Annotated in this window: 23 protein-coding genes; 11 read left to right on the forward strand and 12 right to left on the reverse strand. The window is 64.9% G+C overall.

Going from position 1 to position 23914, the window contains the following annotated elements; translation table 11 throughout:
- Nucleotides 1-89 precede the first annotated feature (89 nt).
- A complete protein-coding gene (locus tag NX773_RS09720; RefSeq protein ID WP_258856137.1) occupies nucleotides 90-914 on the forward strand; it encodes an alpha/beta fold hydrolase in 825 nt (274 codons plus the stop codon).
- Here NX773_RS09720 and NX773_RS09725 read toward each other — a convergent pair.
- A complete protein-coding gene (locus NX773_RS09725; protein WP_258856138.1) occupies nucleotides 883-1911 on the reverse strand; it encodes a CDP-6-deoxy-delta-3,4-glucoseen reductase in 1029 nt (342 codons plus the stop codon). The two genes, NX773_RS09720 and NX773_RS09725, sit on opposite strands and share 32 nt — an antisense overlap.
- Nucleotides 1912-1923: 12 nt before the next feature.
- On the opposite strand from NX773_RS09725, the gene NX773_RS09730 reads away from it, so the two are divergent.
- On the forward strand, nucleotides 1924-2823 hold the full coding sequence (locus NX773_RS09730; protein ID WP_370662237.1) for an SDR family oxidoreductase: 900 nt from the start codon (nucleotides 1924-1926) through the stop codon (nucleotides 2821-2823).
- 443 nt (nucleotides 2824-3266) lie between these two features.
- Here the strand turns inward: NX773_RS09730 and NX773_RS09735 are convergent, their stop codons facing one another.
- From NX773_RS09735 to NX773_RS09750, 4 genes are all read right to left on the reverse strand, one after another.
- Nucleotides 3267-3917: a glycine-rich domain-containing protein gene (locus NX773_RS09735; protein ID WP_258856140.1), complete on the reverse strand. Its 651-nt coding sequence runs from the start codon at nucleotides 3915-3917 to the stop codon at nucleotides 3267-3269.
- Nucleotides 3918-4253: 336 nt separating this feature from the next.
- Entirely contained in the window at nucleotides 4254-5090 is an 837-nt protein-coding gene (locus tag NX773_RS09740) for a glycine-rich domain-containing protein (RefSeq protein WP_258856141.1), read from the reverse strand.
- 282 nt (nucleotides 5091-5372) lie between these two features.
- Nucleotides 5373-7232, reverse strand: a complete 1860-nt coding sequence (locus tag NX773_RS09745) for a sensor histidine kinase (protein ID WP_258856142.1) — start codon at nucleotides 7230-7232, stop codon at nucleotides 5373-5375.
- Nucleotides 7233-7432: 200 nt separating this feature from the next.
- Nucleotides 7433-9187 carry a glutamine--tRNA ligase/YqeY domain fusion protein gene (locus tag NX773_RS09750; protein WP_258856143.1) on the reverse strand — a complete coding sequence of 585 codons (1755 nt, stop codon included), beginning with the start codon at nucleotides 9185-9187 and terminating at the stop codon, nucleotides 7433-7435.
- 141 nt (nucleotides 9188-9328) lie between these two features.
- Between NX773_RS09750 and NX773_RS09755 the strand changes: the two genes are divergently transcribed.
- The 7 genes from NX773_RS09755 (at nucleotide 9329) to NX773_RS09785 (ending at nucleotide 14053) form a co-directional block, all read left to right on the forward strand.
- Nucleotides 9329-9460, forward strand: a complete 132-nt coding sequence (locus tag NX773_RS09755) for a hypothetical protein (protein ID WP_258856144.1) — start codon at nucleotides 9329-9331, stop codon at nucleotides 9458-9460.
- 205 nt (nucleotides 9461-9665) lie between these two features.
- Nucleotides 9666-9956 carry a DnaJ domain-containing protein gene (locus NX773_RS09760; RefSeq protein WP_258856145.1) on the forward strand — a complete coding sequence of 97 codons (291 nt, stop codon included), beginning with the start codon at nucleotides 9666-9668 and terminating at the stop codon, nucleotides 9954-9956.
- A gap of 31 nt (nucleotides 9957-9987) precedes the next feature.
- Complete coding sequence (locus NX773_RS09765; RefSeq protein ID WP_258856146.1) at nucleotides 9988-10494, forward strand: hypothetical protein; 507 nt, start codon at nucleotides 9988-9990, stop codon at nucleotides 10492-10494.
- Nucleotides 10491-11273, forward strand: a complete 783-nt coding sequence (locus tag NX773_RS09770; protein WP_258856147.1) for a hypothetical protein — start codon at nucleotides 10491-10493, stop codon at nucleotides 11271-11273. The genes NX773_RS09765 and NX773_RS09770 overlap by 4 nt, the downstream gene beginning before the upstream one ends.
- A gap of 18 nt (nucleotides 11274-11291) precedes the next feature.
- Complete coding sequence (locus NX773_RS09775) at nucleotides 11292-12164, forward strand: hypothetical protein (protein ID WP_258856148.1); 873 nt, start codon at nucleotides 11292-11294, stop codon at nucleotides 12162-12164.
- An 89-nt stretch (nucleotides 12165-12253) separates the two neighbouring features.
- The gene (locus NX773_RS09780) at nucleotides 12254-13573 is read left to right on the forward strand and encodes an MFS transporter (protein ID WP_441295327.1); all 1320 of its coding nucleotides are present in this window, start codon (nucleotides 12254-12256) and stop codon (nucleotides 13571-13573) included.
- Between the two features lie 153 nt (nucleotides 13574-13726).
- A complete protein-coding gene (locus NX773_RS09785) occupies nucleotides 13727-14053 on the forward strand; it encodes a hypothetical protein (RefSeq protein WP_258856150.1) in 327 nt (108 codons plus the stop codon).
- 28 nt (nucleotides 14054-14081) lie between these two features.
- On the opposite strand, the gene NX773_RS09790 is transcribed toward NX773_RS09785, so the two are convergent.
- Genes NX773_RS09790 through NX773_RS09815 form a run of 6 tightly spaced genes read right to left on the reverse strand, consistent with a single transcriptional unit; the run spans nucleotide 14082 to nucleotide 18794 of the window.
- Nucleotides 14082-15326, reverse strand: a complete 1245-nt coding sequence (locus NX773_RS09790; RefSeq protein ID WP_258856151.1) for a CaiB/BaiF CoA transferase family protein — start codon at nucleotides 15324-15326, stop codon at nucleotides 14082-14084.
- 36 nt (nucleotides 15327-15362) lie between these two features.
- Nucleotides 15363-15722, reverse strand: a complete 360-nt coding sequence (speD, locus tag NX773_RS09795) for an adenosylmethionine decarboxylase (protein WP_258856152.1) — start codon at nucleotides 15720-15722, stop codon at nucleotides 15363-15365.
- Entirely contained in the window at nucleotides 15719-15886 is a 168-nt protein-coding gene (locus NX773_RS09800) for a hypothetical protein (protein WP_258856153.1), read from the reverse strand. The genes speD and NX773_RS09800 overlap by 4 nt, the downstream gene beginning before the upstream one ends.
- Nucleotides 15887-15892: 6 nt before the next feature.
- Entirely contained in the window at nucleotides 15893-17344 is a 1452-nt protein-coding gene (locus NX773_RS09805) for a DUF4178 domain-containing protein (protein ID WP_258856154.1), read from the reverse strand.
- A 7-nt stretch (nucleotides 17345-17351) separates the two neighbouring features.
- Nucleotides 17352-18377: an SPFH domain-containing protein gene (locus tag NX773_RS09810; RefSeq protein ID WP_258856155.1), complete on the reverse strand. Its 1026-nt coding sequence runs from the start codon at nucleotides 18375-18377 to the stop codon at nucleotides 17352-17354.
- Nucleotides 18378-18407: 30 nt separating this feature from the next.
- On the reverse strand, nucleotides 18408-18794 hold the full coding sequence (locus tag NX773_RS09815; RefSeq protein WP_258856156.1) for a DUF350 domain-containing protein: 387 nt from the start codon (nucleotides 18792-18794) through the stop codon (nucleotides 18408-18410).
- A 60-nt stretch (nucleotides 18795-18854) separates the two neighbouring features.
- Between NX773_RS09815 and NX773_RS09820 the strand changes: the two genes are divergently transcribed.
- Both NX773_RS09820 and NX773_RS09825 read left to right on the forward strand, forming a co-directional pair.
- Nucleotides 18855-20366, forward strand: coding sequence for a polyamine aminopropyltransferase (locus tag NX773_RS09820; protein WP_258856157.1), 1512 nt, complete (start codon nucleotides 18855-18857; stop codon nucleotides 20364-20366).
- Nucleotides 20366-21976 carry an NAD(P)-binding protein gene (locus NX773_RS09825; RefSeq protein ID WP_258856158.1) on the forward strand — a complete coding sequence of 537 codons (1611 nt, stop codon included), beginning with the start codon at nucleotides 20366-20368 and terminating at the stop codon, nucleotides 21974-21976. Before NX773_RS09820 ends, NX773_RS09825 begins: the two co-directional genes overlap by 1 nt.
- Nucleotides 21977-22063: 87 nt before the next feature.
- Here the strand turns inward: NX773_RS09825 and NX773_RS09830 are convergent, their stop codons facing one another.
- On the reverse strand, nucleotides 22064-23821 hold the full coding sequence (locus NX773_RS09830; RefSeq protein WP_258856159.1) for a cation:proton antiporter domain-containing protein: 1758 nt from the start codon (nucleotides 23819-23821) through the stop codon (nucleotides 22064-22066).
- Nucleotides 23822-23914 lie beyond the last annotated feature (93 nt).

Consider the following 23914-nt stretch of genomic DNA (forward strand, 5'->3'; position numbering starts at 1 on the left):
CCTGAAACTGTTGTCATAAGCATCAACATTTGCGTGCATATGTGAAGTCCCGGACAATACCGCCGACCGCACATTGTTCAAGCAGGAAAATGGATTCTCTCACCTTGTCCGTGCAGGACCGCTGGATCGACACGCCACGCGGGCGCCTGCTGGCGCGCATCTGGCAGCCGGCCGGGGCCGATCCGGCACTGGCGCCCGTGCTGCTGTTTCACGATTCGCTGGGTTGCGTCGAACTGTGGCGCTCGTTCCCCGAGGCGCTGGCCCTGAGCTCGGGCCGCCGCGTGGTCGCCTACGACCGCCCTGGCTTCGGTCAGTCGGCGCCGCGCACCGACCGGCTCGACAGCGGCTTTGTCGGGGAAGAGGCGGAGCATGTCCTGCCTTTGCTGCGCCAGCAGCTGAAGATCGACCGCTTCGTGGCGTTTGGCCACAGCGTGGGCGGCGGCATGGCGGTGCATTGCGCGGCGCGCGCACCGGACGCATGCGAGGCATTGGTGACCGAGTCGGCGCAGGCCTTCGTGGAGGACCGCACGCGCGCGGGCATCATGCAGGCGCGCGAGCTGTTCAGGCAGCCCGGGCAGTTCGAGCGGCTGCAGCGCTACCACGGCGACAAGGCGCGCTGGGTGCTGTCGGCATGGATCGACACCTGGCTGTCGCCCGAATTTGCCGGCTGGTCGCTGGCGCCGGTGCTGGGGCAGGTGCGCTGCCCGGCGCTGGTATTGCATGGCAGCGAGGACGAATACGGGTCGCAGCAGCACCCGTTGGCGATCGCGCGCGGCGTTGCGGGACCCGTGGAGCTTCAGATCATGCCGGCAGTGCGGCACGTGCCGCACCGCGAGCAGGAAGCGGTGGTGGCGGCGCGCGTGACCGCCTTTCTGGCGACGCTTACGGCTGCGCCAGGTCCTTCTCGGTCGTGAACGCGTCGGCGTAGAACTCGTCGGCCGGCAGCTTGCACTGCTCCACGTAGTCGCGCCGCGCCGCATCGACCATCACCGGCGCCCCGCAGGCGTACACCTGGAAGCCCGACAGGTCCGGGAAGTCCTGCATCACGGCCAGGTGCACGAAGCCGGTGCGGCCTTGCCAGTTGTCCTCCGGCAGCGCGTCGGAGATGACCGGGATGTAGCGCAAGTGCGGCAGCTCGGCCGCCCATTTCTCGCACAGCTCGTGCATGTACAGGTCTTGCGGCCGGCGCCCGCCCCAGTACAGCGAGACCGGTCGCGTGGACTTCAGGTGGATCATGTGCTCGACCAGCGCCTTGACCGGGGCAAAGCCGGTGCCCGAGGCGAGCAGCACGATCGGCTTGTCCGACTCCTCGCGCAGGAAGAAGGTGCCGAGCGGGCCTTCAAAGCGCAGGATCTCGCGCTCCTTCATGGTGTTGAACACGTGGTCGGTGAAGGCGCCGCCGGGCATGTGGCGGATGTGCAGTTCCAGCGGCTGCTCCAGGGACGGCGCACAGGCGATGCTGTAGGCGCGGCGCTTGCCGTCCTTGAGCAGGAATTCGATGTACTGGCCGGCGCGGTAAGCCAGCGCCTCGTTGGCGGGCAGCTGCAGCGTGATGATGGCCACGTCCGGCGCGGCCTTGCGAATGCTTGCAACGCGGGTGGGCATCTTGCGCACCGGGTAGTCGCCGGTGCCGGCCACTTCGCGCGCCTCGATCACCAGGTCGCCTTGCGGCACCGCGCAGCAGAACAGCGACATGCCGCGCACTTCCTCGTCCGGCGACAGCGCGCGCTCCTGGTGCGCCTTGTGAACCACCGAGCCCTCGACGACCTTGCCCTTGCACGATCCGCACGCCCCGTTCTTGCACCCGTAGGGCAGGCCGATGCCGGCGCGGATCGCGGCCGCGAGGACGGTATCGCCTTCCTCGCATTCGAATTGGTGGCCGCTGGGCTGGACAGTGATCTGGAACGTCATACAATCCTCGATATGAAGAACAATAAACACAGGTTGAATTTGCCGCGCCTTGTCATCGTTGGCTGCGGCGATGTCGGCATGCGGCTTTTGCCGCTGGTGCGCGAGCGCTTTCGCGTGTTCGCAGTCACCAGCGATCCCGGGCGGCGGGCCGAGCTGCGCGCCGCCGGGGCGGTGCCGGTCGTGGCGAACCTGGACCGCAAGGACAGCCTGCACCGGCTTACCGGGCTGGCGCGCCGGGTCGTGCACCTGGCGCCACCTCAGCCGCAAGGGCTGCGGGATTGCCGTACACGCAATTTGACCGCCATTCTACCCGACGGGGCGCAGGTCGTTTACGTCAGCACCAGCGGGGTCTATGGCGATTGCGGCGGCCAGCTGATCGACGAGACGCACCCGGTGGCGCCCAAGAACCCGCGCGCGCTGCGCAGGGTGGACGCCGAACGCGCGCTGCGCGCCTGGGCGCGGCGCGGGGCAGGGAAGGTGTCGATCTTGCGCGTGCCCGGCATCTACGCCAACGACCGGTTGCCGCTCGAGCGGCTGCGCGCCGGCACACCGGCCCTGGTGGCGGAGGAAGACGTGTACACCAACCACGTCCACGCCGACGACCTGGCGCGCATGGTGGCGCTGGCGCTGTTTCGCGCCCTGCCGGGGCGGGTGTACCACGCCAGCGACGACACGCGCATGAAGATGGGCGAATACTTCGACGCGGTGGCCGACGCGTTCGCGCTGCCGAGGCCGCCGCGCTTGCCGGGTGAGCAGTTGCGCCAGGCGGTGTCGCCCGCGGCGCTGTCGTTCATGGTGGAGTCGCGCAAGCTCGACAATGAGCGGATCAAGCACGAGCTCGGCGTGCGGCTGCGCTATCGCACCGTGGCCGATGCGCTCGCTCGCGTTGTGGGAGCACCGGTCGCTACCTAATGCCTTTGCTCAGTACGGTCTACGCCACACTGCAAACGGTGTACTCGTTCCGGTTGATACTCCTCAACCCCGGCCCGCTTGATGTTTGTATCGTGAAAGCGTTCGCAAACGGAAGTTTGCTTTGTGGTGGAGCCTGAGATGAACCGCCGCGTAACGCATCCAAGCAAAGAACAGGTCCGGGCCTACATGGTCGCACGCGAACACGCGCACCAGCCGCCACCGCCGCCGGAACAAATCCGGCAGCAGCTCGGCTGGCACGTCGTGTCAACGTGCGGGGACGACTGCGTCTTCACGACGCTTTACTTCCTTCCAGCTACCCTTGGGCAAATCACCTTGCAGGCCTTGCTGGAGTGCTGCCTGGCCCCGCTGCGCACCAGAATTGGCGGGCCAAGCGGATGGAAGCATTAGCGTCGTGACCGTTGCGCGGTCATGCCTTCCTGGGCCTAATGTGCCGTCGCTTTGTTCGCCACTGCCTGATTCCATGTGCCGAGGATCGTGTCGGGCAGGGGGGCCGGGCTTGCCTCGGTGACAGTGCAAAAAGCGGGCTCCGCAGCAAGGCGAAAAGCGAGGTTCGTTGATGCGCTGTAGGCCAGCTCAGACGTTACGGTACAGTACGCAGGCTCGGCGCTTACCGTGCAGAAGGCGGTGCGCTTCGGGCTGGCGGTCCTGCTTCCGTGCCCCTGGGCCCCGTAGGCCGTCCCCCCCTCGGGCACCGGCTCGCCAAAGACGGCTTCGTACAATTCGCGCATGCGCTGACCCGCGCTCAGGCGCATGGCGTTGTCATCGCCTTTCAGTCCGAGTCCGAGGTACGGGTTGTGGTGTAAGAAATATCCGAACACGGCTTGGCAATCCCGCGCGTACTTTGCCGTGTCCAGGATGTGCTGGTGCCAGAACCTATCGACTTCGAGCGAGGGTGCGGTAAGTTCGTTCGGGTACTTTTTCATCAGGTACAGGAAGCGCCTGTACTCCCGCTCTGCCGCGTCTGCCCGTGCCCTGGTCCAGCCTTTGCCAGCTTTGCTGGTCGTCAGCCTCATCTTGATCTGCTCGAAATCCAGTGATGCTATCACCGCAAACTCGTCGCGCGAAACATTCATGAATATTCTCCATTTGTCAGATTATTGGATTTGGATATTGCTTTCGGCGCCATGTGTGTTGACGCAAATCAAATATCGACTTTGCGGATGAGCCCGGTTTTGAGATAAATCAAGGTCCCCGGGCATTCAGAAAATTCCTAACGAATTGTGGGATCAGGCCTACATTTTGCCCGGCCGATCGAGGCTGATCATGTGCTTTCCTCGAGAATATCCCGCAGCCGAAGATGAAAAAAAAGAGACGTACGAGTTTGGCCCGTACGTCCTGTAAAAAAGAGGAGAACTTTCACGAATGGTCGGCGAAGCCACCAGGGTGCAACATTGCTTGCCAGGCGGGAGTCAGGCCGCCAACAGTAGTGGCGTTTCGACATCAATTTGTTTTCCGATTTTTTTCGCGACCGTACACCACGCGGCCTCGGCCGCCGGCAAGGCTCGGGTGCACCATGCGCTATTGGGCCGCGGTGCGGCGAATGTGCACCATGCCGTCCTGGCCTTCGGCGTAGTCACCGTGCACCATGCGCTGTTGGCTTGCGGCGCCGTGACTGTGCACCATGCCGTCTTGGCCTTCGGCGCAGTCACAGTGCACCATGCGCTCCTGACTTGTGGGGCAGTGACGGTGCACCATGCGGTCTTGGCCTTCGGCGCAGCCACTGTGCACCATGCGCTCCTGGCTTGTGAGTCAGTGACCGTGCACCATGCCGTCGTTGCCTCCGGCGAGCTGGCTGTACACCAAGCGGTCTTGAAATCGGTGGTGGTGACCGTGCACCATGCGCTCCCCGCGCGCCTTGCAGCCGCCGTTTTCTCGTCACCGAATTCGGCCTCGTACAGGTCATGCATACGTTGCCCGGCGCGGGCTTGGTCGTCAGGGGAGGAGTCTTCACCGAGCCCCAAGTTGGGATCGTGGTGGAGGAAGTAGCCGAACAATTCTTCGCAGTCCTGTGCGTACTTCATGGTGTCGAGGATGTGATAGTGCCAGAACACGTCCACATCCACGGTCGGCGCGAATTGCTCGTTCGGATATTTCTTCACGAGGTAAAGAAAGCGCCGGTATTCTGCTTCCACGGCATCTGCTTTTGCTTGCTTCCAACCCTCTCCTGATTCGCCATGCATCAATTTGATTTTGATGGGAGTCAGGTCCAGCGCCTCGATCGCTTCAGAATCTTTGTTCGTCAACATCGAATCACCTCTTTATGTAGGATTGATAGTGAATCAGCTTGCGTTCATGCGGATTGTTGAAAATCTTTTTCCGTGCATCCTCCTTTTTTTGGAAAACAGCTCTGCTGCGATCGGAGCCAACTGGCCAGTTTGACTGAAAGCAGGTGGGTCAATTGTCGTGCGCTTCGGCAAGGCAAATCTTGACGCTTATCAACTTGGCCGGATGAATTCCGACAAGAGGGCGGCCCACGCTGACAGTGGCGTGTGGCCGAAATGAGGGGTTGTAATCGGACGAGGCGTAGCCTAGACCGGTAATTTTTCCGACTTCGTGTGCACCTCTTTGGAGGGCGGGCGGGACAGCGACGGCTGCGAAGACACCGGCACTTTTACCAGTAGCGTGGTGCCAATGCGCGATTCGCTTGTGATGGAGAACGTGCCACCCAGGATGCTCACGCGCTCTTCGATTCCGACGAGTCCAAACGAGCCTGGCCGGTTGCGACTTCCCGGCTGCAGGCCGATGCCATTGTCGTGAACCGCCATCGACAGTACGTTCTCATGCAGGTGCAATTCAATATGTACCTCAGAGGCGCGTGCATGGCGGGAAATATTGCTGAGCGACTCTTGCAGAATGCGGAACAGGGCGGTCGCGCACTGGTCATCCACTTTCAGGTCGGTTTCATTCTCGATCAGATGACAGGCGATGCCGGTGCGTCGCCTGAAATCGGCCACCTGCCAATCGACGGCGGCGGACAGGCCAAGATCGAGCACATTCGGACGCAGGTCATTGATGATATGGCGCACGCTTTGAATGGTTGCGTCGATCTGCTGGAGCGTTGATTCCGCGCGAGTGTGCAAGCGAGTGTGCGAGCGCGTTCGCGAGGCAAGCATCTCGGCATCGATGCGCACCGCCAGCAGGCTCTGGCCGAGGTCGTCGTGGATCTCGCGTGCGATGCGCTTGCGCTCCCGCTCCTTGATCTGCTCGGTATGTGCGGCAAGCCGGCGCAGCTTCTCATGGGACGCCTGCAGTTTGGACTGGCTGGAGCGCAGTTCTCTCGTCATCTCCTGGGCCAGTTGGATCGCATGGCGGCGCGACGTCGCCAGGGCTTGGAACAGTGCGTAGAGAAGGGCGGCGGTAATGATGCCGGCCATGGCAGCCAGCCACGGATAGTACGCGTCGAACCGGCTATACAGGTTACGGACCGGAATGCTGAAGTCCGTCATCCACACGCGTTTGTTGAACTCGATTGGCAACCGGACGTGCAACACCGTGCTGCGCCATACCAGCCACGGCGGTGGCTCGTCCGCATCACCGTAGCTGCTGTCGAATAGCAACAGTGGCTGTTGTGGCGCGTTCTGCTCGGCCGGGACAGGCGTCATGTCGGTGACGGTCAGCCGGGTGCCCTTGATCGGGAGTGTTTCAAGCACGCCGGCAATCAGATTGTTGACGCCGAATCCGATCCCGACCGAGCCAAAGTACGCGGCGCGACGCTGTGCAACCGTGTCGATTGGCATACCCGGCCGGTACACCGGCAACCGCATGGCCAGGCCATGGCGGTTGGGGCCGGAAAGGATCGGTATCCGCGTGCCGGAGGCGGCAATTGCGTTGTTGTCGCGCGAGTCGGCCAGCGTCCTGCTCGTGTACTTGCGCCATTCCAGATCCATCCCGAATCTCTCAATGGCGGCAGGCTGGATCGGTTCAATGAGCGTAAGGACCGTGTAGGTGCTGCCAGGGCCGCGCGACTTGATCGCGAAGTCGGGCCGGTCGGCGCCCAACGCGTGCAGTCGGTCCCTGATCTGTTGCTCGAGCGCGGGGCGGCGGTTCTCATCGATGTATTCGGCGAAATTGATGACCTCGATGCCCGGGAAGTTCTGGGCCAAGCCAAGTTGGGCCACGTAGTCGTGGAACTGTTCCGCAGTGGTCTTGGGATTGGCTCGGAACAGGCCTGCGGTTCCGCGCAACACATCGGTGTAGCTTTTGACGCGTGAGCCAATCGTGTAGCTGGCGATGCGCGCCATGCTCCGAAAGCGGCTGGACGCGTCCGCCTCAATCGTGGTGGTCGTCAGGTAGAAGAGAGCGGCGCCAGCGGACAAGGAAAGCGCTGCACCTATCCAAAATCGCGTTTTGGCCAGATTCGCTTTCAGGACACGAAGCAGTATTGGCATGGCGTGCTCTCAACCGCCCCGCTGGCGGGGAGAAGGTTAAATAATAATGCTGTGTCAAGTCACGTTAATCATCTTGTAGGTTTTACGAAGCTATCTGAATTGATAGGTGGGCCGGAAACGCAACGGTTTTCTGCGTGCGGACAAGACGAAAAAAATCCCGCTGCGGCATGCGCCGGAGCGGGATTTGTAGAAGGACAAGCTTACTTGCCGCCCCAACTATCCTTGAGCGTGGTAATGCGGTTGAACACCGGCTTGCCCGGCTGCGAATCGACGCGGTCGGCCACGAAATAGCCGTGGCGCTCGAACTGGAAGCGGTCTTCGGCATTCGCCTTGGCCAGCCCGGGCTCCAGGTAGGCGGTAATCGTCTCCAGCGCTTTCGGGTTGAGGGCGGCCTTGAAGTCCTTGCCGCCGGCGTCCGGATGCGGGTCGGTGAACAGGCGGTCGTACAGGCGCACCTCGGCCTGGAGCGCATTGGCCGCGCTGACCCAGGTGATGGTGCCCTTGACCTTGTAATTGTCCGCGCCCGGCGTGCCCGATTTCGAATCCGGGAAGTAGTTCACGTGCACCGCGGTGGCCTTGCCGTTCTCGTCCTTGTCGTAGCCGGTGCACTCGGCCACGAAGCCGTACTTCAGGCGCACGCGGCTGCCCGGCTTGTCATCCACTGGCGGGGTGAAGCGGAAGTAGCCCTTGGTGGGCACTTCCATGAAGTCTTCTTCCTCGATCCACAGCTCTTTGCTGAACGGGAAGCTGCGGGTGCCCCACTCGGGGTGGTGCGGGTGCACGGGCGCAGCGCATTCGACCGATTCTCCCTCGGGGAAGTTGTCCACGATGAGCTTGAGCGGCCGCAGCACGGCGATGCCGCGCGGCGCCTTGGGATCGAGGTCGTCGCGCAGCGCGATTTCCAGGTTGCCCATGTCGATCCAGCCGTCGGCCTTGGACACGCCGCTGCGCTCGCAGAACAGCTGGATCGATTCGGGCGTAAAGCCGCGGCGGCGCAGGCCGACCAGGGTGGGCATGCGCGGATCGTCCCAGCCGGACACGATGCCTTCCTCCACCAGCTGGCGCAGCTTGCGCTTGCTGGTGACCACGTAGGTCGTGTTCAGGCGCGCGAATTCGTATTGGCGCGGCACCGGGCGCTGGAAGAAGCCGCCTTCGGCCAGCGTATCGACCAGCCAGTCGTAGAACGGACGGTGGTCCTGGAACTCGAGCGTGCAGATCGAGTGGGTGATGTTCTCGATCGCGTCCGAAATCGGGTGCGTGTAGTCGTACATCGGGTAGATGCACCACTTGTCGCCCGTGCGGTGGTGGTGCGCGTGGCGGATGCGGTACAGGGCCGGGTCGCGCATGTTCATGTTGGGCGAGGACATCGCGTCTTCGCTGATCTTCGCGCGCAGGATGTGCTCGCCGTCCTTGTACTTGCCGGCCTTCATGTCGCGGAACAGCTGCAGCGATTCCTCCGCGGGGCGGTTGCGGAACGGCGAGTTGGTGCCCAGCGTGCTGAAGTTGCCGCGGTTCTTCGCCATTTCCTCGGCGCTCTGGCTGTCCACGTAGGCTTTGCCGGTCTTGATCAGGTACTCGGCCATCTCGTACAGCTTGTCGAAGTAGTCGCTCGCGTAGTGCAGCCAGGCTTCGCCGTCCTGCTCCCACGAAAAGCCCAGCCACTTCACGCTGTCCATGATCGTGTCGACGTATTCCTGCTCTTCCTTCTCCGGATTGGTGTCGTCGAAGCGCAGGTGGCAGCGGCCGGCGTAGTCGCGCGCCAGGCCAAAGTTCACGCAGATCGACTTGGCGTGGCCAAGGTGCAGGTAGCCGTTCGGCTCGGGCGGGAAGCGCGTGATCACCGACGGCAGGCCCGGGCGCTTGTGCTTGCCCGTCGCGATATCGTTCTCGACGATTGCGCGCAAGAAATTTGACGACGGCGCGTTCGCGGCCGCGTTGTTGTTGTCGTTGCTCATTGAAAACTGAGATGGATAAGTAAAGTTGCCGACATTTTACCGTACGTGATGCAGGACAGCCTTCTATGTGGCGAAACGCACGGTGTGGCGGTCATGAATGGTCAATACTGGGGGCAGAGTCCCAAGTTGCAAGATACGACCATGAAAACCCTCGCTACCGACCGCGCCCTCGTGACCGCATGGCTGCTGGCCCAGGGCGGCCTGCAGATGCCGACGCAGCAAGCCAGCCCGGCGCCGGCTGCGCCGACGCAGGCGCCGCCAGCGCACAGCTAAACAACGTCGTCCCGGCGCAGGCCGGGACCCATGCCGAGCTCGCACCGTGCCAGCGCGAGCGATCCCGGTACTGTCAACTGCGTATGGGTCCCGGCGTGCTCCGGGACGACGGGGTACGGGCTTGGGGCTCGCACGAGACATCCCGGCGTTTTCTGTAGGATAATCCCGCTTTTCCCCAGTTTCGGCCCAAGCCGGAGAGTTCCAATTGGAAAACCTATACGCGATCCTCGGCGTCGCGCCGAACGCCAGCGATGACGAAATCAAGAAGGTGTACCGCTCGCTCGCGATGCGCTACCACCCGGACCGCAACCAGGCCCCGGGCGCGGAAGCGCGTTTCAAGGCGGTCACCAAGGCCTACGAGATCCTGTCCGATTCGGCCAAACGCGCCGAGTACGACCAGAGCGTGAACCATCGCATCGTGCTGGACGCGGCGGGCGAGGCATACGAACTGTGGCGCTCGCTGTTCGCGCTGCACGGCGTCACGCTGGCGCCGTAATGGCCGGCATTCAAAATTCAAGAAGCTACCCATGAAGAGAGTACATCCCGAGTTCGCCTACCAGTCGCGCGAACTGGAAGGCCAGATCGAAGGCGTGCTGGGCGACCCGCCCGACCGCCGCAACTACCAGCGCATGGTCGATGCGCTCGTCTCCGAATACACGCAAGGCGGCGGCATCGACGACGTGAACATGATGAGCTTTGCGCTGGTTGACCGCCTGCGCTTCCTCGACCCCAAGGGACTGGTGCGCGAAGCGGCCGACTACGAAGGTATTGACCCCGAGCGCGTGTTCGCGATGGCGCAGTGCGATGGCGACGATGGCGCTGCCCTGTACGACGCCATCACCAGCGAATACCCGGAACTGGCGCGCAAGGCGATCATCACCGCATTCCTGTACAAGAACCAGAACCGCTGGGAAGACGACGACCAGTCGCTCGACCAGCTGGCAGAGGGCGACGAAGGCGACGAGGACGAAGAGGAGGGCGCCGCCTCGGACGAGTTCATGCAGATGTTTGATCCTGAAGGAGACAAGGAATGAGCGACGACGACAAGACCTACCTGCCGGCGCTGACCAAGCAGGTGAGCGAGCTGGTGCTCTCCGGCTCGCTGCAGCACGCCGAGGAAGCGCTGTCGCAAGCGGCCGACGCGCAGGGCGACTACGCGGTTGCCGAAGTGCTCTCGACGCTGCCGCCGCACGTGACCGCCCTGCACCTGGCGGGCTTTGACGGTTCCAAGACTTCGCTCGCCACGCTGCTGGTGCCGCCCAAGGCATGGGCCGACAGCCTGGCCTACATGGCCGCCACCTGGCCGGACGACATGATCGAGGACGACCCCGAGCGCATCGCCGAAGGGCTGTTCAACCACGTGCACGGCATCGTGTTCGGCACCGACGACATCGAGCGCCGCCACGAGCTGCTGGCGGAGGCCTCCGCGACCGACCATGGCGCCACCGTGTTCGCGATCCTGTGGTCGCTCGCGCCCAGGGAGATCCTCGAGGTGGCGGGCGAAATCATCGCCAAGGGGCCATACACCACGGGCCAGACCAGCTCCGACAGCGACATCGTGCCGCTGGCGCTGGAACTGGCCAAGGCCAGCGAAGATGGCTGGGAGCGTTCGCTGATCGAGCTGTTCCCGGAGTTCCGCCACAGCGCCGACCTGGCCGATGCCGAATTTTCGGACGACCCGGACGAGGAGCCCAAGCACATGCAGCGCACCACGCGCGAGCTGCTGTACCGGCTGCGCAAGCAGGTGCCTTCGGTGCGCTCGGCCCCGCGCCGCGGCGCGCGCAAGAGCATGGGCACGGACATCTTCTCGTAACAGGACCGATACCAACGCATGCTTCCAGCAATAGTCATTGAAAAGCTGCCGCGCCTGATCCGCGCCATCAAGCTCATGCCGGGCAACGCCGACGAGGAAGAAGCGGCGATCCTGGCCGAGGAGCTTGCCGGGATCACGGCGATGGTGGCGGAGAAGTTCACCAACGACCGCACCGCCGAGGGCATCCAGCGCGCGCAGCTGCTCACCATCGGCGGCGTGTCGCTTGGCCTTGAGCATGCAGTGCAGGGCGAGGACGATATGGCCGCGCTCGACTACCTGATCGAGAACGGCGCCGAGCAGGCGTTCCAGGCGGGCTTCCGGCTGATTCGCGAACTGGCGGCCATGCCCGAGGATACGCTGGTGGGCGAGTACGACAACGACCCGGTGTATTCGCAGCGGCGGCTCAAGGAGCTGTTCGTGGACATCTGCACCGCCGATCCGGCCGAGACCTGGTCCGGCTATGAGCGCTACCTCGGCCAGCTCAAGCAGCGGCAGCAGGTGCAGGCGATCGTGGATGCGGCCCGGTGGCTGCGCCGGCACCACGCCGAAGGGCCGGTCAAGGATCCGGACCTGAACGCGGAAGGCGTGATCGCGCTGGCGATCATCTTTGCAGCTGAAGGAGGAGGGCGCATCGTCGCCCGCGCGGGGCAGAAGGAGTTCGAGCGCTTCGTTGCGTCGGTACGCAAGCACAAGCCGGATTTCCAGGCCGGCTGGGCCGAGCTGATGGAGCACATTCCGGCGCCGCACCAGCCGATCATCGCCGAGCGCATCGCCACCTACCGCGAGAACTGCACGGTGCTGCAAAAGCTGTACACCAGGGCGTCGATCAAACAGCTGTGGACCGAGCTGGAAAACTACGCAGGGTCCGAGATCGAGGCGGATTATCCTTGATACCCTCGGGGATAGAGTGCAAGCGCTGACCTGAAGCCGTCGTTCCCGCGCAGGCGGGAACCCATAGAACGCGTGTCAGGACGCTCAGCATGGGTTCCCGCCTGCGCGGGAACGACGGTTCTTGCGCTAACACTACTTGCTCCCCTGCAGCCCCGCCCGGTTCAGCGTATCATGTCCTGCTCATTGCCAGGATATTCATGCAGCACTCCCCAATCGTTGCCGACACCCCCGATTTCAAGCGCATCAACCGGGCCATGGCCTTCGGCGGGTTCTCCACCTTCGCCCTCCTGTACTGCGTGCAGCCGCTGATGCCGCTGCTGGCCCGCGACTTTGACCTCACTCCCGCGCAAAGCAGCCTGGTACTGTCGCTGTCCACCGGCACGCTCGCCGTCGCGCTGCTCGCGTCGAGCGTCATCTCGGACCGCTTCGGCCGCAAGCCCATCATGGCGGCATCCATGCTCAGTGGCGCCGTATTGACGCTGGCGGCCGCCTTCGCCCGGGACTATGCGCAGTTGCTGGCGCTGCGCGCCTTGCTCGGCCTGCTCATCGCCGGCATGCCCGCCGTGGCGATGGCCTACCTGAGCGAAGAAATCGACGGCAGGTCGCTGGGCCTGGCGATGGGCACCTACATCGGCGGCAGTGCTTTCGGCGGCATGCTGGGCCGGGTGATCGCCTCGTTCATCAGCGACTTCTATTCATGGCGCGTCGCGCTGGCGGCGATGGGACTGGCTGGGCTGTACGCCGCCTTCGAGTTCTGGCGCAGCCTGCCGGCTTCGCGCAACTTCCGCCCGGGCGCGCGCGGCATGGGCGCCCTGCTTGGCGGCCTGCGCACGCACCTGTTCGACGCCGGGCTGCCGCTGCTGTTCTCGCTCGCGTTCCTGCTGATGGGTGCGATGGTCAGCATGTACAACTACATCGGCTACCGCCTGCTGGCGCCGCCGTTTTCGATGCGCCAAAGTGCGGTGGGCGCGCTGTCGGTCCTGTACCTGCTCGGCATCTTCTCGTCGGTGTGGGCAGGGCGGCTGGCGGACCGGCTCGGGCGCCGCAACGTGCTGTGGATGGTGATGTCGGTGATGCTCGCCGGCCTGCTGCTGACGCTGTTCGACAACCTGTGGATGATCGTGGCTGGCATGGGCCTGTTCACCTTCGGCTTTTTCGCGTCGCACTCGGTGGCGAGCAGCTGGGTTGGCCGGCGCGCGCAGGCGCCGCAGGCGCTGGCCTCGGCAATATACCTGTTCCTGTACTACCTTGGTTCCAGCGTGGTAGGCTGGATCTCGGGCTATCTGTGGTCGCATGGCGGCTGGCCCGGCGTGGTCGCGCTGCTGTCGGCCGTGCTCGTGGTGGCCCTGCTGCTTGCGCTGCGGCTGCGCAGCGTGCCGCCACTGAATCCACAAGAGGCCCGGCCGTAGGGTGGGCGGGTCTCCCGCCCACGCGTTCAACAAACGCCCGCGTGGCTCGGCCGCGTCTGTTGAACGGGTGGGCAGGAAACCTGCCCACCCTACGATTGCAACTTTGGCCGCGTCGGCGGATCAAACTTTATCCAACAGACCATGGAGGCAAGCATGTTGCAACAAGCCGAAATCCAGCAGCGGTTCAGTCACCTGCAGCAAACCATCGTCGAGGCCGAGAAAGCATGCAAGGATTCGACGGACACGCCGAACGAGGTGAGGGACTGCATTTCCAAACTGGCGCGCGAGTCCAAGCAGGCGGAAGGCGTGATCCAGTCAAACGACCAGCAGCGCATCACCGAGTGCGTGGACAGCCTGGAAGCGATGGGCGACGAGGTCAAGCGCCTGTCGCGCAGCTCGTCGCACATGCCGGCCCACCTCGAAGCGGTGGTCACGCGCGTGCACAGCGAGCTGTCCGACTTCAAGCATAAACTGCACTGAGCTGTCGTCCCGGCGCGCGCCGGGATCGTCAGACGACGCCCTTGGCGCGCAGCGCGTCGATTTGCGCGGCGTCCTTGCCCAGCACCTCGCGCAGCACTTCGTCCGTGTGCTGGCCGAGCATCGGCGGCGCCTTGTCGCTGGTTGCGGGCGTGGCCGACATCTTCATCGGGCTGCGCACCAGCTTGACCTTGCCGGCGGCCGGGTGGGGCAGTTCGATCGCCACCCCGCGCGCCTGCACCTGCGGGTTGGCGAACACCTCGCCCACGTCGTTGATCGGCCCGCACGGCACGCCCACCGCCTCCAGCATCTCGATCCATTCGTCACGCCGGCGCGAGCGTACCATCTCGGCCAACATCGGCACCAGCTCGTCGCGGTTCTGCACGCGCAAGGGGTTGGTGGCAAAGCGCGGGTCGCGCGCCAGCTCGGGCCGCCCGCCCGCCTCGACGAATTTCTGGTACTGGCCGTCGTTGCCGGTCGCGACGATGATGTGGCCGTCTGCACAGGCGAAGGTCTGGTACGGGACGATGTTGGGGTGCGCATTGCCCCAGCGCTTGGGCGGCTTGCCGCTGTTGAGGTAGTTGCTGCCCACGTTGGCCAGCATCGCCACCTGCGTGTCGAGCAGCGCCATGTCGATGTGCTGGCCCTCGCCGCTGCGGTCGCGGTGGGTGAGGGCGGCCAGCACCGCAATGGTCGCGTACATGCCGGTCATGAGGTCGGTGAGCGCCACGCCCACCTTTTGCGGGCCGCCGCCCGGCAGGTCGTCGCGCTCGCCGGTCACGGACATCAATCCGCCCATGCCCTGGATGAGGAAGTCATACCCCGCGCGGTGCGCGTACGGCCCGTCCTGTCCGAAGCCGGTGATCGAGCAGTACACCAGGTCGGGCTTGATGGCCTTGAGCGACGCGTAATCGAGCCCGTAGCGCTTCAGGTGTCCGACCTTGAAATTCTCGAGCACGACGTCGCAATGGCGCGCCAGCTCGCGCACCAGTGCCTGCCCCTCGGCCGAGGCGATGTCCACCGTGACCGAACGCTTGCCGCGGTTGGCGGACAAGTAGTATGCCGCCTCGCTGGTGTCGCGGCCCTCGGCATCCCTGGCGTACGGCGGGCCCCACGCGCGCGTGTCGTCGCCGCTGCCGGGACGCTCGATCTTGATCACGTCCGCGCCGAGGTCGGCCAGGTTTTGCGAGCACCAGGGCCCGGCCAGCACGCGCGACAGGTCGAGCACGCGAATATGGCCCAGTGCCTTGGGCGAAGTGGAAGCAGGATTGGTCATGGTCGTCGTTGCCGCAGTATCGAAAACTGCGGGCGATTATAGCTGGCCGCGCTCGACGATTCTCACGTTTCGCGCAAGCGGTTGCAGGACCTGGTCGATGACCTGGAGCGCGCGCTCGGGCTGCGCCTGGCCGCACATGAAGATGTCGACGGCGGCAAAGCGGCTCTCGGGCCAGGTGTGGATGGAGATGTGCGATTCGGCCAGCAGCAGCACGCCGGTCACGCCCATGCCTTCGCCGAAGGTGTGGAAGTGGCCGTGCAGGACGCGTGCGCCGGCCGCCAGCGCAGCCGCGCGCAGCAGGTCGTCGATCCGGCTTGGGTCCTGCAGCAGTGCCGTCTCGATGCCTTGCAGGTCAGCCAGCAGGTGCTGTCCGGCCGGACGAAAGTCGCGGTTCACTTGTGGCCACCGCCGCCGGACCAGCCGCCGCTGTAGCCGCCGCGCGAATGCGAGCTCCAGTTGCTGCCTCCGCCACCCGAGGATGCGCTGACCAGGTTGGTCCAGCTCATGATGGTGGAGAACGCGGTGACCACGATTGCATAGACGAAGAAGCTTCTTTTCATATCCTGTTAATCGTCGCCTGTGATAAAGCCGGGTGGGATGAGCAATGCAACGATCCCGAGCAGCACCCACCCGATCGTGCCGGAGAAATTGAAGATCAGCGGGATCGCGTTCGCCGCAAGCAGCCACCAGATGAAGGCATGCGCCACCGTCTTGTGCGACCGCGCGGGCTTGGGCGCTTGCGCGGCCAGCCCTGGCGCCGCGTTGCCGAACCAGGTGCGGATCTGGTCGAACGCCACCGGGGTCGATTGCGACCAGGTGAGCTCCTCGTCCGTGCGCTCGGCCGCCAGGCGGTTCGCGCCCCGCTCGTATTCGACGACGCGCACGAGGTCGCCCTTGGCAACGCGCCAGTTGAACGCGCCCGCCGCATAGTCCACGCGCGCGGTGTAGGCGTACTTGCGGCTGAATTCCACCTTGTCGCAGACGACCTCGCCGGCATCGAAGCGGCCCGGCTCAGGCCAGGTGTCCATCACCTTGGCACGCGACCAGCCCTCGTCGGTTTCAACCAGCCAGAAAAACGATGCGTTGGTGCTGTACAGCAGATACTCCGTCCAGCTGCTCGATTCGTCATCGCTGCGCCGCATCGCACCGATGACCTGGTACGGGTAACCATGGATCGTCGCCTTGGCGCCAAGCGGCAGCGTGAAACGCACGCGTTCGAGCTGCTCTCCCTTGGCCAGCACCTGCACCTGCGGGCTGGCGGCGTCCAGCTGCGCATGGCAGCTCTGGCACACCACGCTCGCGGTCACGCCCGGCAGGTAGCCGATCGCGGTGCCGCACGAGGGGCACTCCAGCGTTTCCACCCGGCCGCGGTACTTGCCCGCGCTGGCCTTGATCTGTTCATCGTCGCGCAGCAGCTGGCACTGCAGCTGCTCGAGCGTGACGGCGCTGCCCGCATACACCACTGGCTGCTCGCCGTCCGAATAATCCAGCGTGACAAACTGCGCGCCGCTGCGAAAGTCCGCCACGCGGGCCTGCCAGCCTTCGCCTACCTTGAACGGCAGCTCGCCCTGGCCGCCGATGCATTGCGCCACGCGCTTTTCGGATGCGACGAAGCGGCCCATGCCCAGCGTGTATTCGCGACCGGGGCGGACGTCGTGGAATTCCGGAGACGCGGCGCCGGCCTCGCGCTCGGTGGTAATCACGTACAGGCCCGACGAATCGCCCAGCCAGCCAGTGGCGCCGTCGCCGAACATGAGGAACCATTCGTTCCACATTCCGGCGGCGTAGCGAAGCTGGATGCGGCCGACCACGGTGAAGTCGCGCCGCCCGAACACGCCGGTGGTGCCGATCTGGATGCGCGAGTAGTCCTCCAGCACCTGCGACATCTTGCCCTGGCTGGCGACCGCATCGCCCTCCTTGACGACCACCGCGCGGCAGTAGTCGCACACGGCCATGACGGAAGCGTGCGACTTGAATTCGACCGGCGCGCCGCAGCTGGGACAGGAGACGTTCTGCAAGGCGCGCTTACCCGATCAGCTTCTTGAGCAGTTCGGCCTTGGTGCTGTCGTAGTCGGCGGCGGTGATCAGTCCCTTGTCCAGCAAGCCTTTCAGCTTGGCCAACCGATCCTCGATCGATTCGGCGGCCGCGGGCACGCTGGCCGGCTGCGGCTGGGCGAACGCGCCGGACAGTCCCTGCGCCATCATCTGGCCCACCGCCATGCCTGCGCCCACGCCGGCGCCGATGCCGGCCAGACCGCCCTCGTTCTGCGCCGCGAGCGGAATGCTGCTGGCTACCTGGAATTGCGTGAAGCCGCCCATCTTGTCCGCCGACAGGCCGCCCTTCATGCCGGCCGAGATGCGTTCGTCCAGCGCCGACTGCAGCTCTTCCGGCAGGCTCACGCTCTGCACGTTGAATTCGTCAAGGCCGATGCCGTAGCGCTCGAACGCGCTGGCCAGGTCGCCGCGCACCTGCTGCGCCATCAGCGCCTGATTGGCCGCCATGTCCAGGAACGGGATTTGCGACGCGCCCAGCGAGTTGGCCATGGTCGCCATCAGGATGCCGCGCAGCTGCTCTTCGGCCTGGTCGCGCGTGTACGCCTCGCGCGTGCCGCTGATCTCGGTGAAGAACTTGCGTGGATCGGCGATGCGGTACGAATACATGCCGAAGGCGCGCACGCGGATCATGTCGAAATCCTTGTCGCGGATCGTGATCGGCTGCGGCGTGCCCCACTTGCGGCCGGTCTGCACGCGGGTGCTGAAGAAGTACACGTCCGACTTGAACGGCGACTCGAACAGCTTGTCCCAGTTCTGCAGGTTGGTCAGCACCGGCAGCGTTTGGGTGGTGAGCTTGTAGGTGCCGGGGCCGAACACGTCGGCGAACTTACCCTCGTTGACGAACACCGCGATTTGCGACTCGCGCACGTTGAGCACCGCGCCATTCTGGATCTCGAAGTCCTGCATCGGGTAGCGCCACGCCAGCACGCCATCCGTGTCCTCGTTCCACTGGATGACGTCGATGAACTGCTTCTTGATGAAAGAGCCTAGGGACATGATGGTTCTCCGTGAAAGGGTGTTGTTGGGTCAGGATATGCAGCCCGCATTGACCAGGCCGATCGACAGCGAGATCGCGCCAAGCAGGCCGCCGAACGCGCAGTTGTTTGCTTCGATCTGGTCCTTGGACATGCGCAGCAACCGGGTGGTGACCGCGAACACCAGCACCTGCACCAGCATGGCGCCCAGCGCCCAGCCGGTGAACTGATAGTAGTCGCTCGTGTGCACCAGCGCCGAGGCAATGGTGGCGGAAAAGCCGATCAGGGTGCCGCCCAGCGACAGGGCCGCGGCGCCGTTCCCCTGGCGCACCAGCAGCACTTCGTCGAACGGCGTGATCCGTACGTACACCACAAAAAAGGCCAAAACCAGCGCGGCAGCCGTCGAAAGATGCAGCAGATAGTTTAGGATGGCGGGCACGGCATTCTCCAAAGAAATAGTCAGAATGACAGCACCGCATCTTAGAACAAAAGAACATTGATGACCAAAAGAATTCTCATACTGTCGGTATTTGTTGTCGCATCTTGCGGACTGGCCTACGAACTGATCGCCGGCGCTCTGTCGAGCTACCTGCTGGGCGACTCGATCCTGCAGTTCTCGACCATTATCGGCTGCTACCTGTTTGCGATGGGCGTGGGTGCGCACATCTCCAAGTACGTGCGCGACGAAGACGTGTTGGCGCGCTTCATCGACATCGAACTGGCCGTGGGCCTGATCGGCGGCATGTCGGCGGCGCTGCTGTTCATGACCTTTTCGTGGATGACCGCGCCGTTTCGCACGCTGCTGTACGTGCTGGTGTTCATGGTCGGCGCGCTGGTGGGCATGGAAGTGCCGCTGGTGATGCGCGCCCTGAACGCGCGCCGCACCGAATTCAACGAGCTGGTAAGCCGCGTGCTGACCTTCGACTACCTTGGCGCGCTGGCCGTGTCGCTGCTGTTCCCGCTGGTGCTGGCGCCATACCTGGGTCTGGTGCGCACCGGCTTTTTGTTCGGAATGCTCAACGTGGGTGTCGCCTTCTGGACGCTCTACACCTTCCGCCGGGAGCTGGCCAACGCGGCCGGGCGCGTGATGCGCGCCGCACTGGTGCTGTGCGCGCTGGCCGGCGGGTTCGTCGCTTCCGACCACATGGTGGAGTGGGGCGAGCATGGCCTGTTCGGCGACGAAGTGATCTACTCGACCACCACCCCTTACCAGCGGCTCGTGATCACGCGCTGGAAGGACGACCTGCGCCTGTACATCAACGGCAACCTGCAGTTCTCGTCGCGCGACGAATACCGCTACCACGAGGCGCTGGTGCACCCGATGCTCACCGCGCTGCCATGGGCGAAAAGCGTGCTGGTGCTGGGCGGCGGCGATGGCCTGGCGCTGCGCGAGATCCTGCGCTACCCGAACATCAAGCAGGTGACGCTGGTGGACCTCGATCCTGCGATGACGCGTGCATTCACCACCCGGCCGGAACTGGTCAAACTGAACCACGGCTCGTTTTCCGATCCGCGCGTGAAGGTGATCAATGCGGACGCCGCGGTCTGGCTGCAGAACAGCGACGGCATGTTCGACGCGGCCGTGGTGGACTTCCCGGACCCGTCCAGCTTCGCGCTCGGCAAACTGTATTCGGTGCCGTTCTTCGGCATGCTGAAAAAGCACTTGTCGCAGAACGGCCTGGTGGTGGTGCAGTCCACATCGCCCTTCTTTGCGCCGCACGCCTACTGGACCATCGACGCGACGCTGCGCGACGTTGGCTTGTCGACCTGGCCCTACCACGCCTACGTGCCTTCGTTCGGCGAATGGGGCTTCATCCTGGCGTCGCCCCAGCCGCGCTACACGCCGCCTGAGCGCTATGCGCTGCCGATGCGCTACCTGAACGCGGACACCACGCGCGAGATGTTCAGCTTCCCGCCCGACATGCAGCGCCTGCAGATGCAGCCCAACCGCCTGAACACCCAGTCGCTGGTGCGCGAGTTCGAGCAGGACTGGCGGCAGGTGATCCGCTGATGGACCGGCGTTCGTTCCTGGCGTTGGGCGGGGCGGCGGGGGTATCGGGACTGGCCGGCGCTGCCGGCTTCCTGCGCTGGCAGGAGATCGATGCGAGCGTGGCCTATCCCGGCCGCGACGAGGGCCACTACCTGCGCGACCGGCGCCGGCTGCCGCCGCCGTCGGGCGAGGTGAGCACCGACGTGCTGATCCTCGGCTCGGGCATCGGCGGCCTGTCGGCGGCGTGGAAGCTGAACCACGAAGGGCACCGCGACTTCCTGATGATCGACGGGCCGCAACCGTTCGGGAACGCGGCCGGCGGGCACTTCGGCGAATATGCCTACCCAACGGGCGCGCACTACCTGCCGCTGCCGTCGCCGGAATCGACGCACGTGCGCGAGATTTTGTTCGACCTGGGGATCATCCAGCGCGACCCGTTCGCGGAAAAGCCGTACTACGACGAGCGCTTCATCCTGCACGCGCCGGAGGAGCGGCTGCTCCTCAATGGCCGCTGGCAGGACGGCTTCATCCCGACCGAAGGCGTGCCCGAACACGAACTGGCCGAGCACCGGCGCTTTTTCGCGGAGGTGGAACGGCTGCGGCGCCTGCGCGGCGCCGACGGGCGCAGGCCGTTCGTGTTCCCGACGGTCCAGTCGTCGATCGACCCCGAGTGGCAGGCGCTCGACGGGATCACGCTCAAGCAATGGCTGGAACGGGAAGGGTACAAGTCGTCCACGCTGCATTGGTACCTGAATTACTGCTGCCGCGACGATTACGGTACGCGCTATGACAAGGTCTCGGCCTGGGCCGGGCTGCACTACTACTGCAGCCGTTGGGGGCAGGCGGCCAACTCGGGTAACGGCGCCTGGCTCACGTGGCCGGGTGGCCTGTCGCCGCTGGCCGAGGCGATGGCGCGGCGCGCCAAGGCGCCGCGCAGGGCCGGCACCGCGGTCTCGCTCAAGCGCACCGGGCAGGGCGTGGAGGCCCTGTGCTTTACGCTGGAGGGCGGCAAACCCCGCACCTACCTGGCCAGGGCGCGCAAGGCGATCTGCGCGATGCCGCTGTACGTGGCCTCGCGCGTGGTCGAATCGATTGGCGACTATGGCTTTGACGCCAAGCGCCACATGCCAAGCTATGCGCCCTGGATGGTGGCAAACTTCCTGATGAAGGCGTTCCCGGCCGAGCGCCCCGCCATGCCGCTGTGCTGGGATAACGTGGTGTACGACGAACCGGGCCTGGGCTACGTGGTCTCAACCCACCAGGACATCCGCGTGACGCCGCCGGAAAAGTCGGTGTTTACGGCCTACGTGGCGCTGTCGGACCGCACGCCGGACCAGGCGCGCAAATGGCTGATGAAGGCCACGGCTGGCGAGCTGGTGGAGCTGGCCAGCCGCGACCTGAAGACCGCTTATGGCTGGAAGTTCGCGCCGTGCGTGGAGCGGGTGGACATTACGCTGCGCGGGCACGCGATGGCCGCGCCGCTGCCGGGCTTCCGCTCCAACACGGGACTGCGCGCGCTGCGCGAGGCGGACGGGCCGATCGTGTTTGCGCACGCCGACCTGTCCGGCTTTTCCGTGTTCGAAGAAGCGGCGTGGTGGGGCATACAAGCCGCGCAGCGCGCTTTGGTTTGAACGCGTGGGCAGGAGACCTGCCCACCCTACGAGAGCATCAGCCGTAGGGTGGGCAGATTCTCTGCCCACGCGTCCAAATTGCGCTGGCTACTTCGCTGCGCCAGGCTCCGCCACCAAGGCCGCCTCATGCGCGGCCCGCTCCTGGTTGATGATGCGGTCAACCAGCCGTTCCTCCAGCCCCACCGATTCAAGCACGAAGGCCGACAGCTGCAGGCTCGCTTCCAGCGTCTCGGGCACGACCACCGACGCACCGGCCAGCCTGAGCGCGCGGGCGTGCTTCTCGTCGCGCGAGCGCACGAACAGCCGCACATGCGGGAACTCGCGCCGGATACCGCGCACTGCCTGCAGTGCCGATGCCGGATGGTCCATGGTGAGCACGATGGCCGGCGCCTCGTCGGCGTGTACGCGCTTGAGCAGCTCCGACCGCGCGGCATTGCCGAAATAGACCGGGATGCCCTGCGCGTGCAGTTTCGACACGAGCTTGGCATTGTTCTCGAACGCGACGTATTCGATGCCCTGGTCGGCGAGCAGCTTGGCCAGCTGCTGGCCCACGCGACCGAAGCCGGCGATGATGATGCGCCCGCGCGCGCCTTCGAGCGCGCTGTCGTCGAGCTGCGCTGCCTCCTCGTGTTCCTTGCTTTCCCAGCGCTCGCCAATGGAACGGCCAATGCGCGCCAGGAGCGGCGTAATGAACAGCGACAGGCCAACCGCCAGCATCACGCGCGCACCCAGGCCGGGGTCGAGCAGCTTGGAGGTGACCGCGTAGCCGATCACGATGAACGCGAATTCACCGCCCTGGCCCAGCAGCAGGCCGCCCTCGATTGCGCGGCCCCACGACAGGCGGCCGATGCGAAACAACAGCGTGACCACGACGGCCTTGAGCGCCACCAGACCGACCACCGCGCCTGCCAGCCAGAGCGGCGCCTGCACTATCTGGCGCGCGTCCATGTTCATGCCGACGCTCATGAAGAACAGCCCCATGAGCAGCCCCTTGAACGGCTCGACCATCAGCTCGACTTCGTGTTTGAACTCGGTCTCGGCCAGCAGCAGGCCGGCGATCAGCGCGCCCAGCGCCATCGACAGGCCGAACATGGCCGACAGGCTGGCAATGCCAAAGGTGGACAGGAGGATGAGCGCCATGAACACGTCCGGCTGGCGGTGCCGTGCGAACGCGCGAAACAGCGGATGGATGACGCGGCCGCCCGCCAGGTAGATCAGCGCAATCGCCACGCCGGCCTTGAGCATGGCGCCCAGCGCGGCCATCAGCACGCCGTCGGTGCCGCCGGTGCCGAGCGCGCCGATCAGGATCAGGATCGGCACCACGGCCAGGTCCTGCAGCATCAGCACCGCGAACGCGGCCTGTCCCAGCCGGGTGCCGGTGGCCTGCTGCTCGCCCATCAGCTGCATCACGACCGCGGTGGACGAGAGCGACAGCACCAGGCCCAGGATCATCGAGGCCACCGTGTCCTGGCCGAGCAGCCATGCCGCGCCGCCGATGAGCAGGGCGCTGGCCACCACCTGCGCCGCGCCCGCGCCGAACACCCAGCGCCGCATGGCCCACAGCCGCGCGGCCGACAGTTCAAGCCCGATCATGAACATCAGGAACAGCACGCCCAGCTCGGCCAGCATGGAGACGCCTTCGCCGCTGGGGAAGGTGAGGTAGCCCAGCAGCGGCACCTGCGGCGCCAGCAGCCCGAGCCCGAACGGGCCGACCAGCGTGCCAACGGCGAGGAAGCCCAGCACCTGGTTGATGCGCAGGCGCTGCAGTGTCGGGATCAGGATGCCGGCGAGGGTCAGGAACAGCAGGATCTCGCGGAGAAAGGGAAAGGCGTGTTGCTCTTGCACTGGTGTGTGGTCCTCTGCAGACGTTGAAAGACGTTCCATTTTATAACGGCCGCTTGCGGGCTCCGCGTTTTACGAGGCCGCGCTACACTCGTT

The organism is Massilia solisilvae, assembly GCF_024753215.1.
GTDB lineage: Bacteria > Pseudomonadota > Gammaproteobacteria > Burkholderiales > Burkholderiaceae_D > Telluria > Telluria solisilvae.

Bases quoted from the DNA above. Each gene is read 5' to 3' on its own strand.
- NX773_RS09720 (WP_258856137.1), top strand. From the start codon at position 90: ATGGATTCTCTCACCTTGTCCGTGCAGGACCGCTGGATCGACACGCCA.
- NX773_RS09765 (WP_258856146.1), top strand. From the start codon at position 9,988: ATGAAGAGAGTACATCCCGAGTTCGCCTACCAGTCGCGCGAACTGGAA.
- NX773_RS09820 (WP_258856157.1), top strand. From the start codon at position 18,855: ATGACCAAAAGAATTCTCATACTGTCGGTATTTGTTGTCGCATCTTGC.
- NX773_RS09770 (WP_258856147.1), top strand. From the start codon at position 10,491: ATGAGCGACGACGACAAGACCTACCTGCCGGCGCTGACCAAGCAGGTG.
- NX773_RS09745 (WP_258856142.1), bottom strand. From the start codon at position 7,232: ATGCCAATACTGCTTCGTGTCCTGAAAGCGAATCTGGCCAAAACGCGA.
- NX773_RS09775 (WP_258856148.1), top strand. From the start codon at position 11,292: ATGCTTCCAGCAATAGTCATTGAAAAGCTGCCGCGCCTGATCCGCGCC.
- NX773_RS09750 (WP_258856143.1), bottom strand. From the start codon at position 9,187: ATGAGCAACGACAACAACAACGCGGCCGCGAACGCGCCGTCGTCAAAT.
- NX773_RS09790 (WP_258856151.1), bottom strand. From the start codon at position 15,326: ATGACCAATCCTGCTTCCACTTCGCCCAAGGCACTGGGCCATATTCGC.
- NX773_RS09735 (WP_258856140.1), bottom strand. From the start codon at position 3,917: ATGAATGTTTCGCGCGACGAGTTTGCGGTGATAGCATCACTGGATTTC.
- NX773_RS09780 (WP_441295327.1), top strand. From the start codon at position 12,254: ATGGGTTCCCGCCTGCGCGGGAACGACGGTTCTTGCGCTAACACTACT.
- NX773_RS09730 (WP_370662237.1), top strand. From the start codon at position 1,924: ATGAAGAACAATAAACACAGGTTGAATTTGCCGCGCCTTGTCATCGTT.
- NX773_RS09800 (WP_258856153.1), bottom strand. From the start codon at position 15,886: ATGAAAAGAAGCTTCTTCGTCTATGCAATCGTGGTCACCGCGTTCTCC.
- NX773_RS09755 (WP_258856144.1), top strand. From the start codon at position 9,329: ATGAAAACCCTCGCTACCGACCGCGCCCTCGTGACCGCATGGCTGCTG.
- NX773_RS09725 (WP_258856138.1), bottom strand. From the start codon at position 1,911: ATGACGTTCCAGATCACTGTCCAGCCCAGCGGCCACCAATTCGAATGC.
- NX773_RS09810 (WP_258856155.1), bottom strand. From the start codon at position 18,377: ATGTCCCTAGGCTCTTTCATCAAGAAGCAGTTCATCGACGTCATCCAG.
- NX773_RS09825 (WP_258856158.1), top strand. From the start codon at position 20,366: ATGGACCGGCGTTCGTTCCTGGCGTTGGGCGGGGCGGCGGGGGTATCG.
- NX773_RS09785 (WP_258856150.1), top strand. From the start codon at position 13,727: ATGTTGCAACAAGCCGAAATCCAGCAGCGGTTCAGTCACCTGCAGCAA.
- NX773_RS09740 (WP_258856141.1), bottom strand. From the start codon at position 5,090: ATGTTGACGAACAAAGATTCTGAAGCGATCGAGGCGCTGGACCTGACT.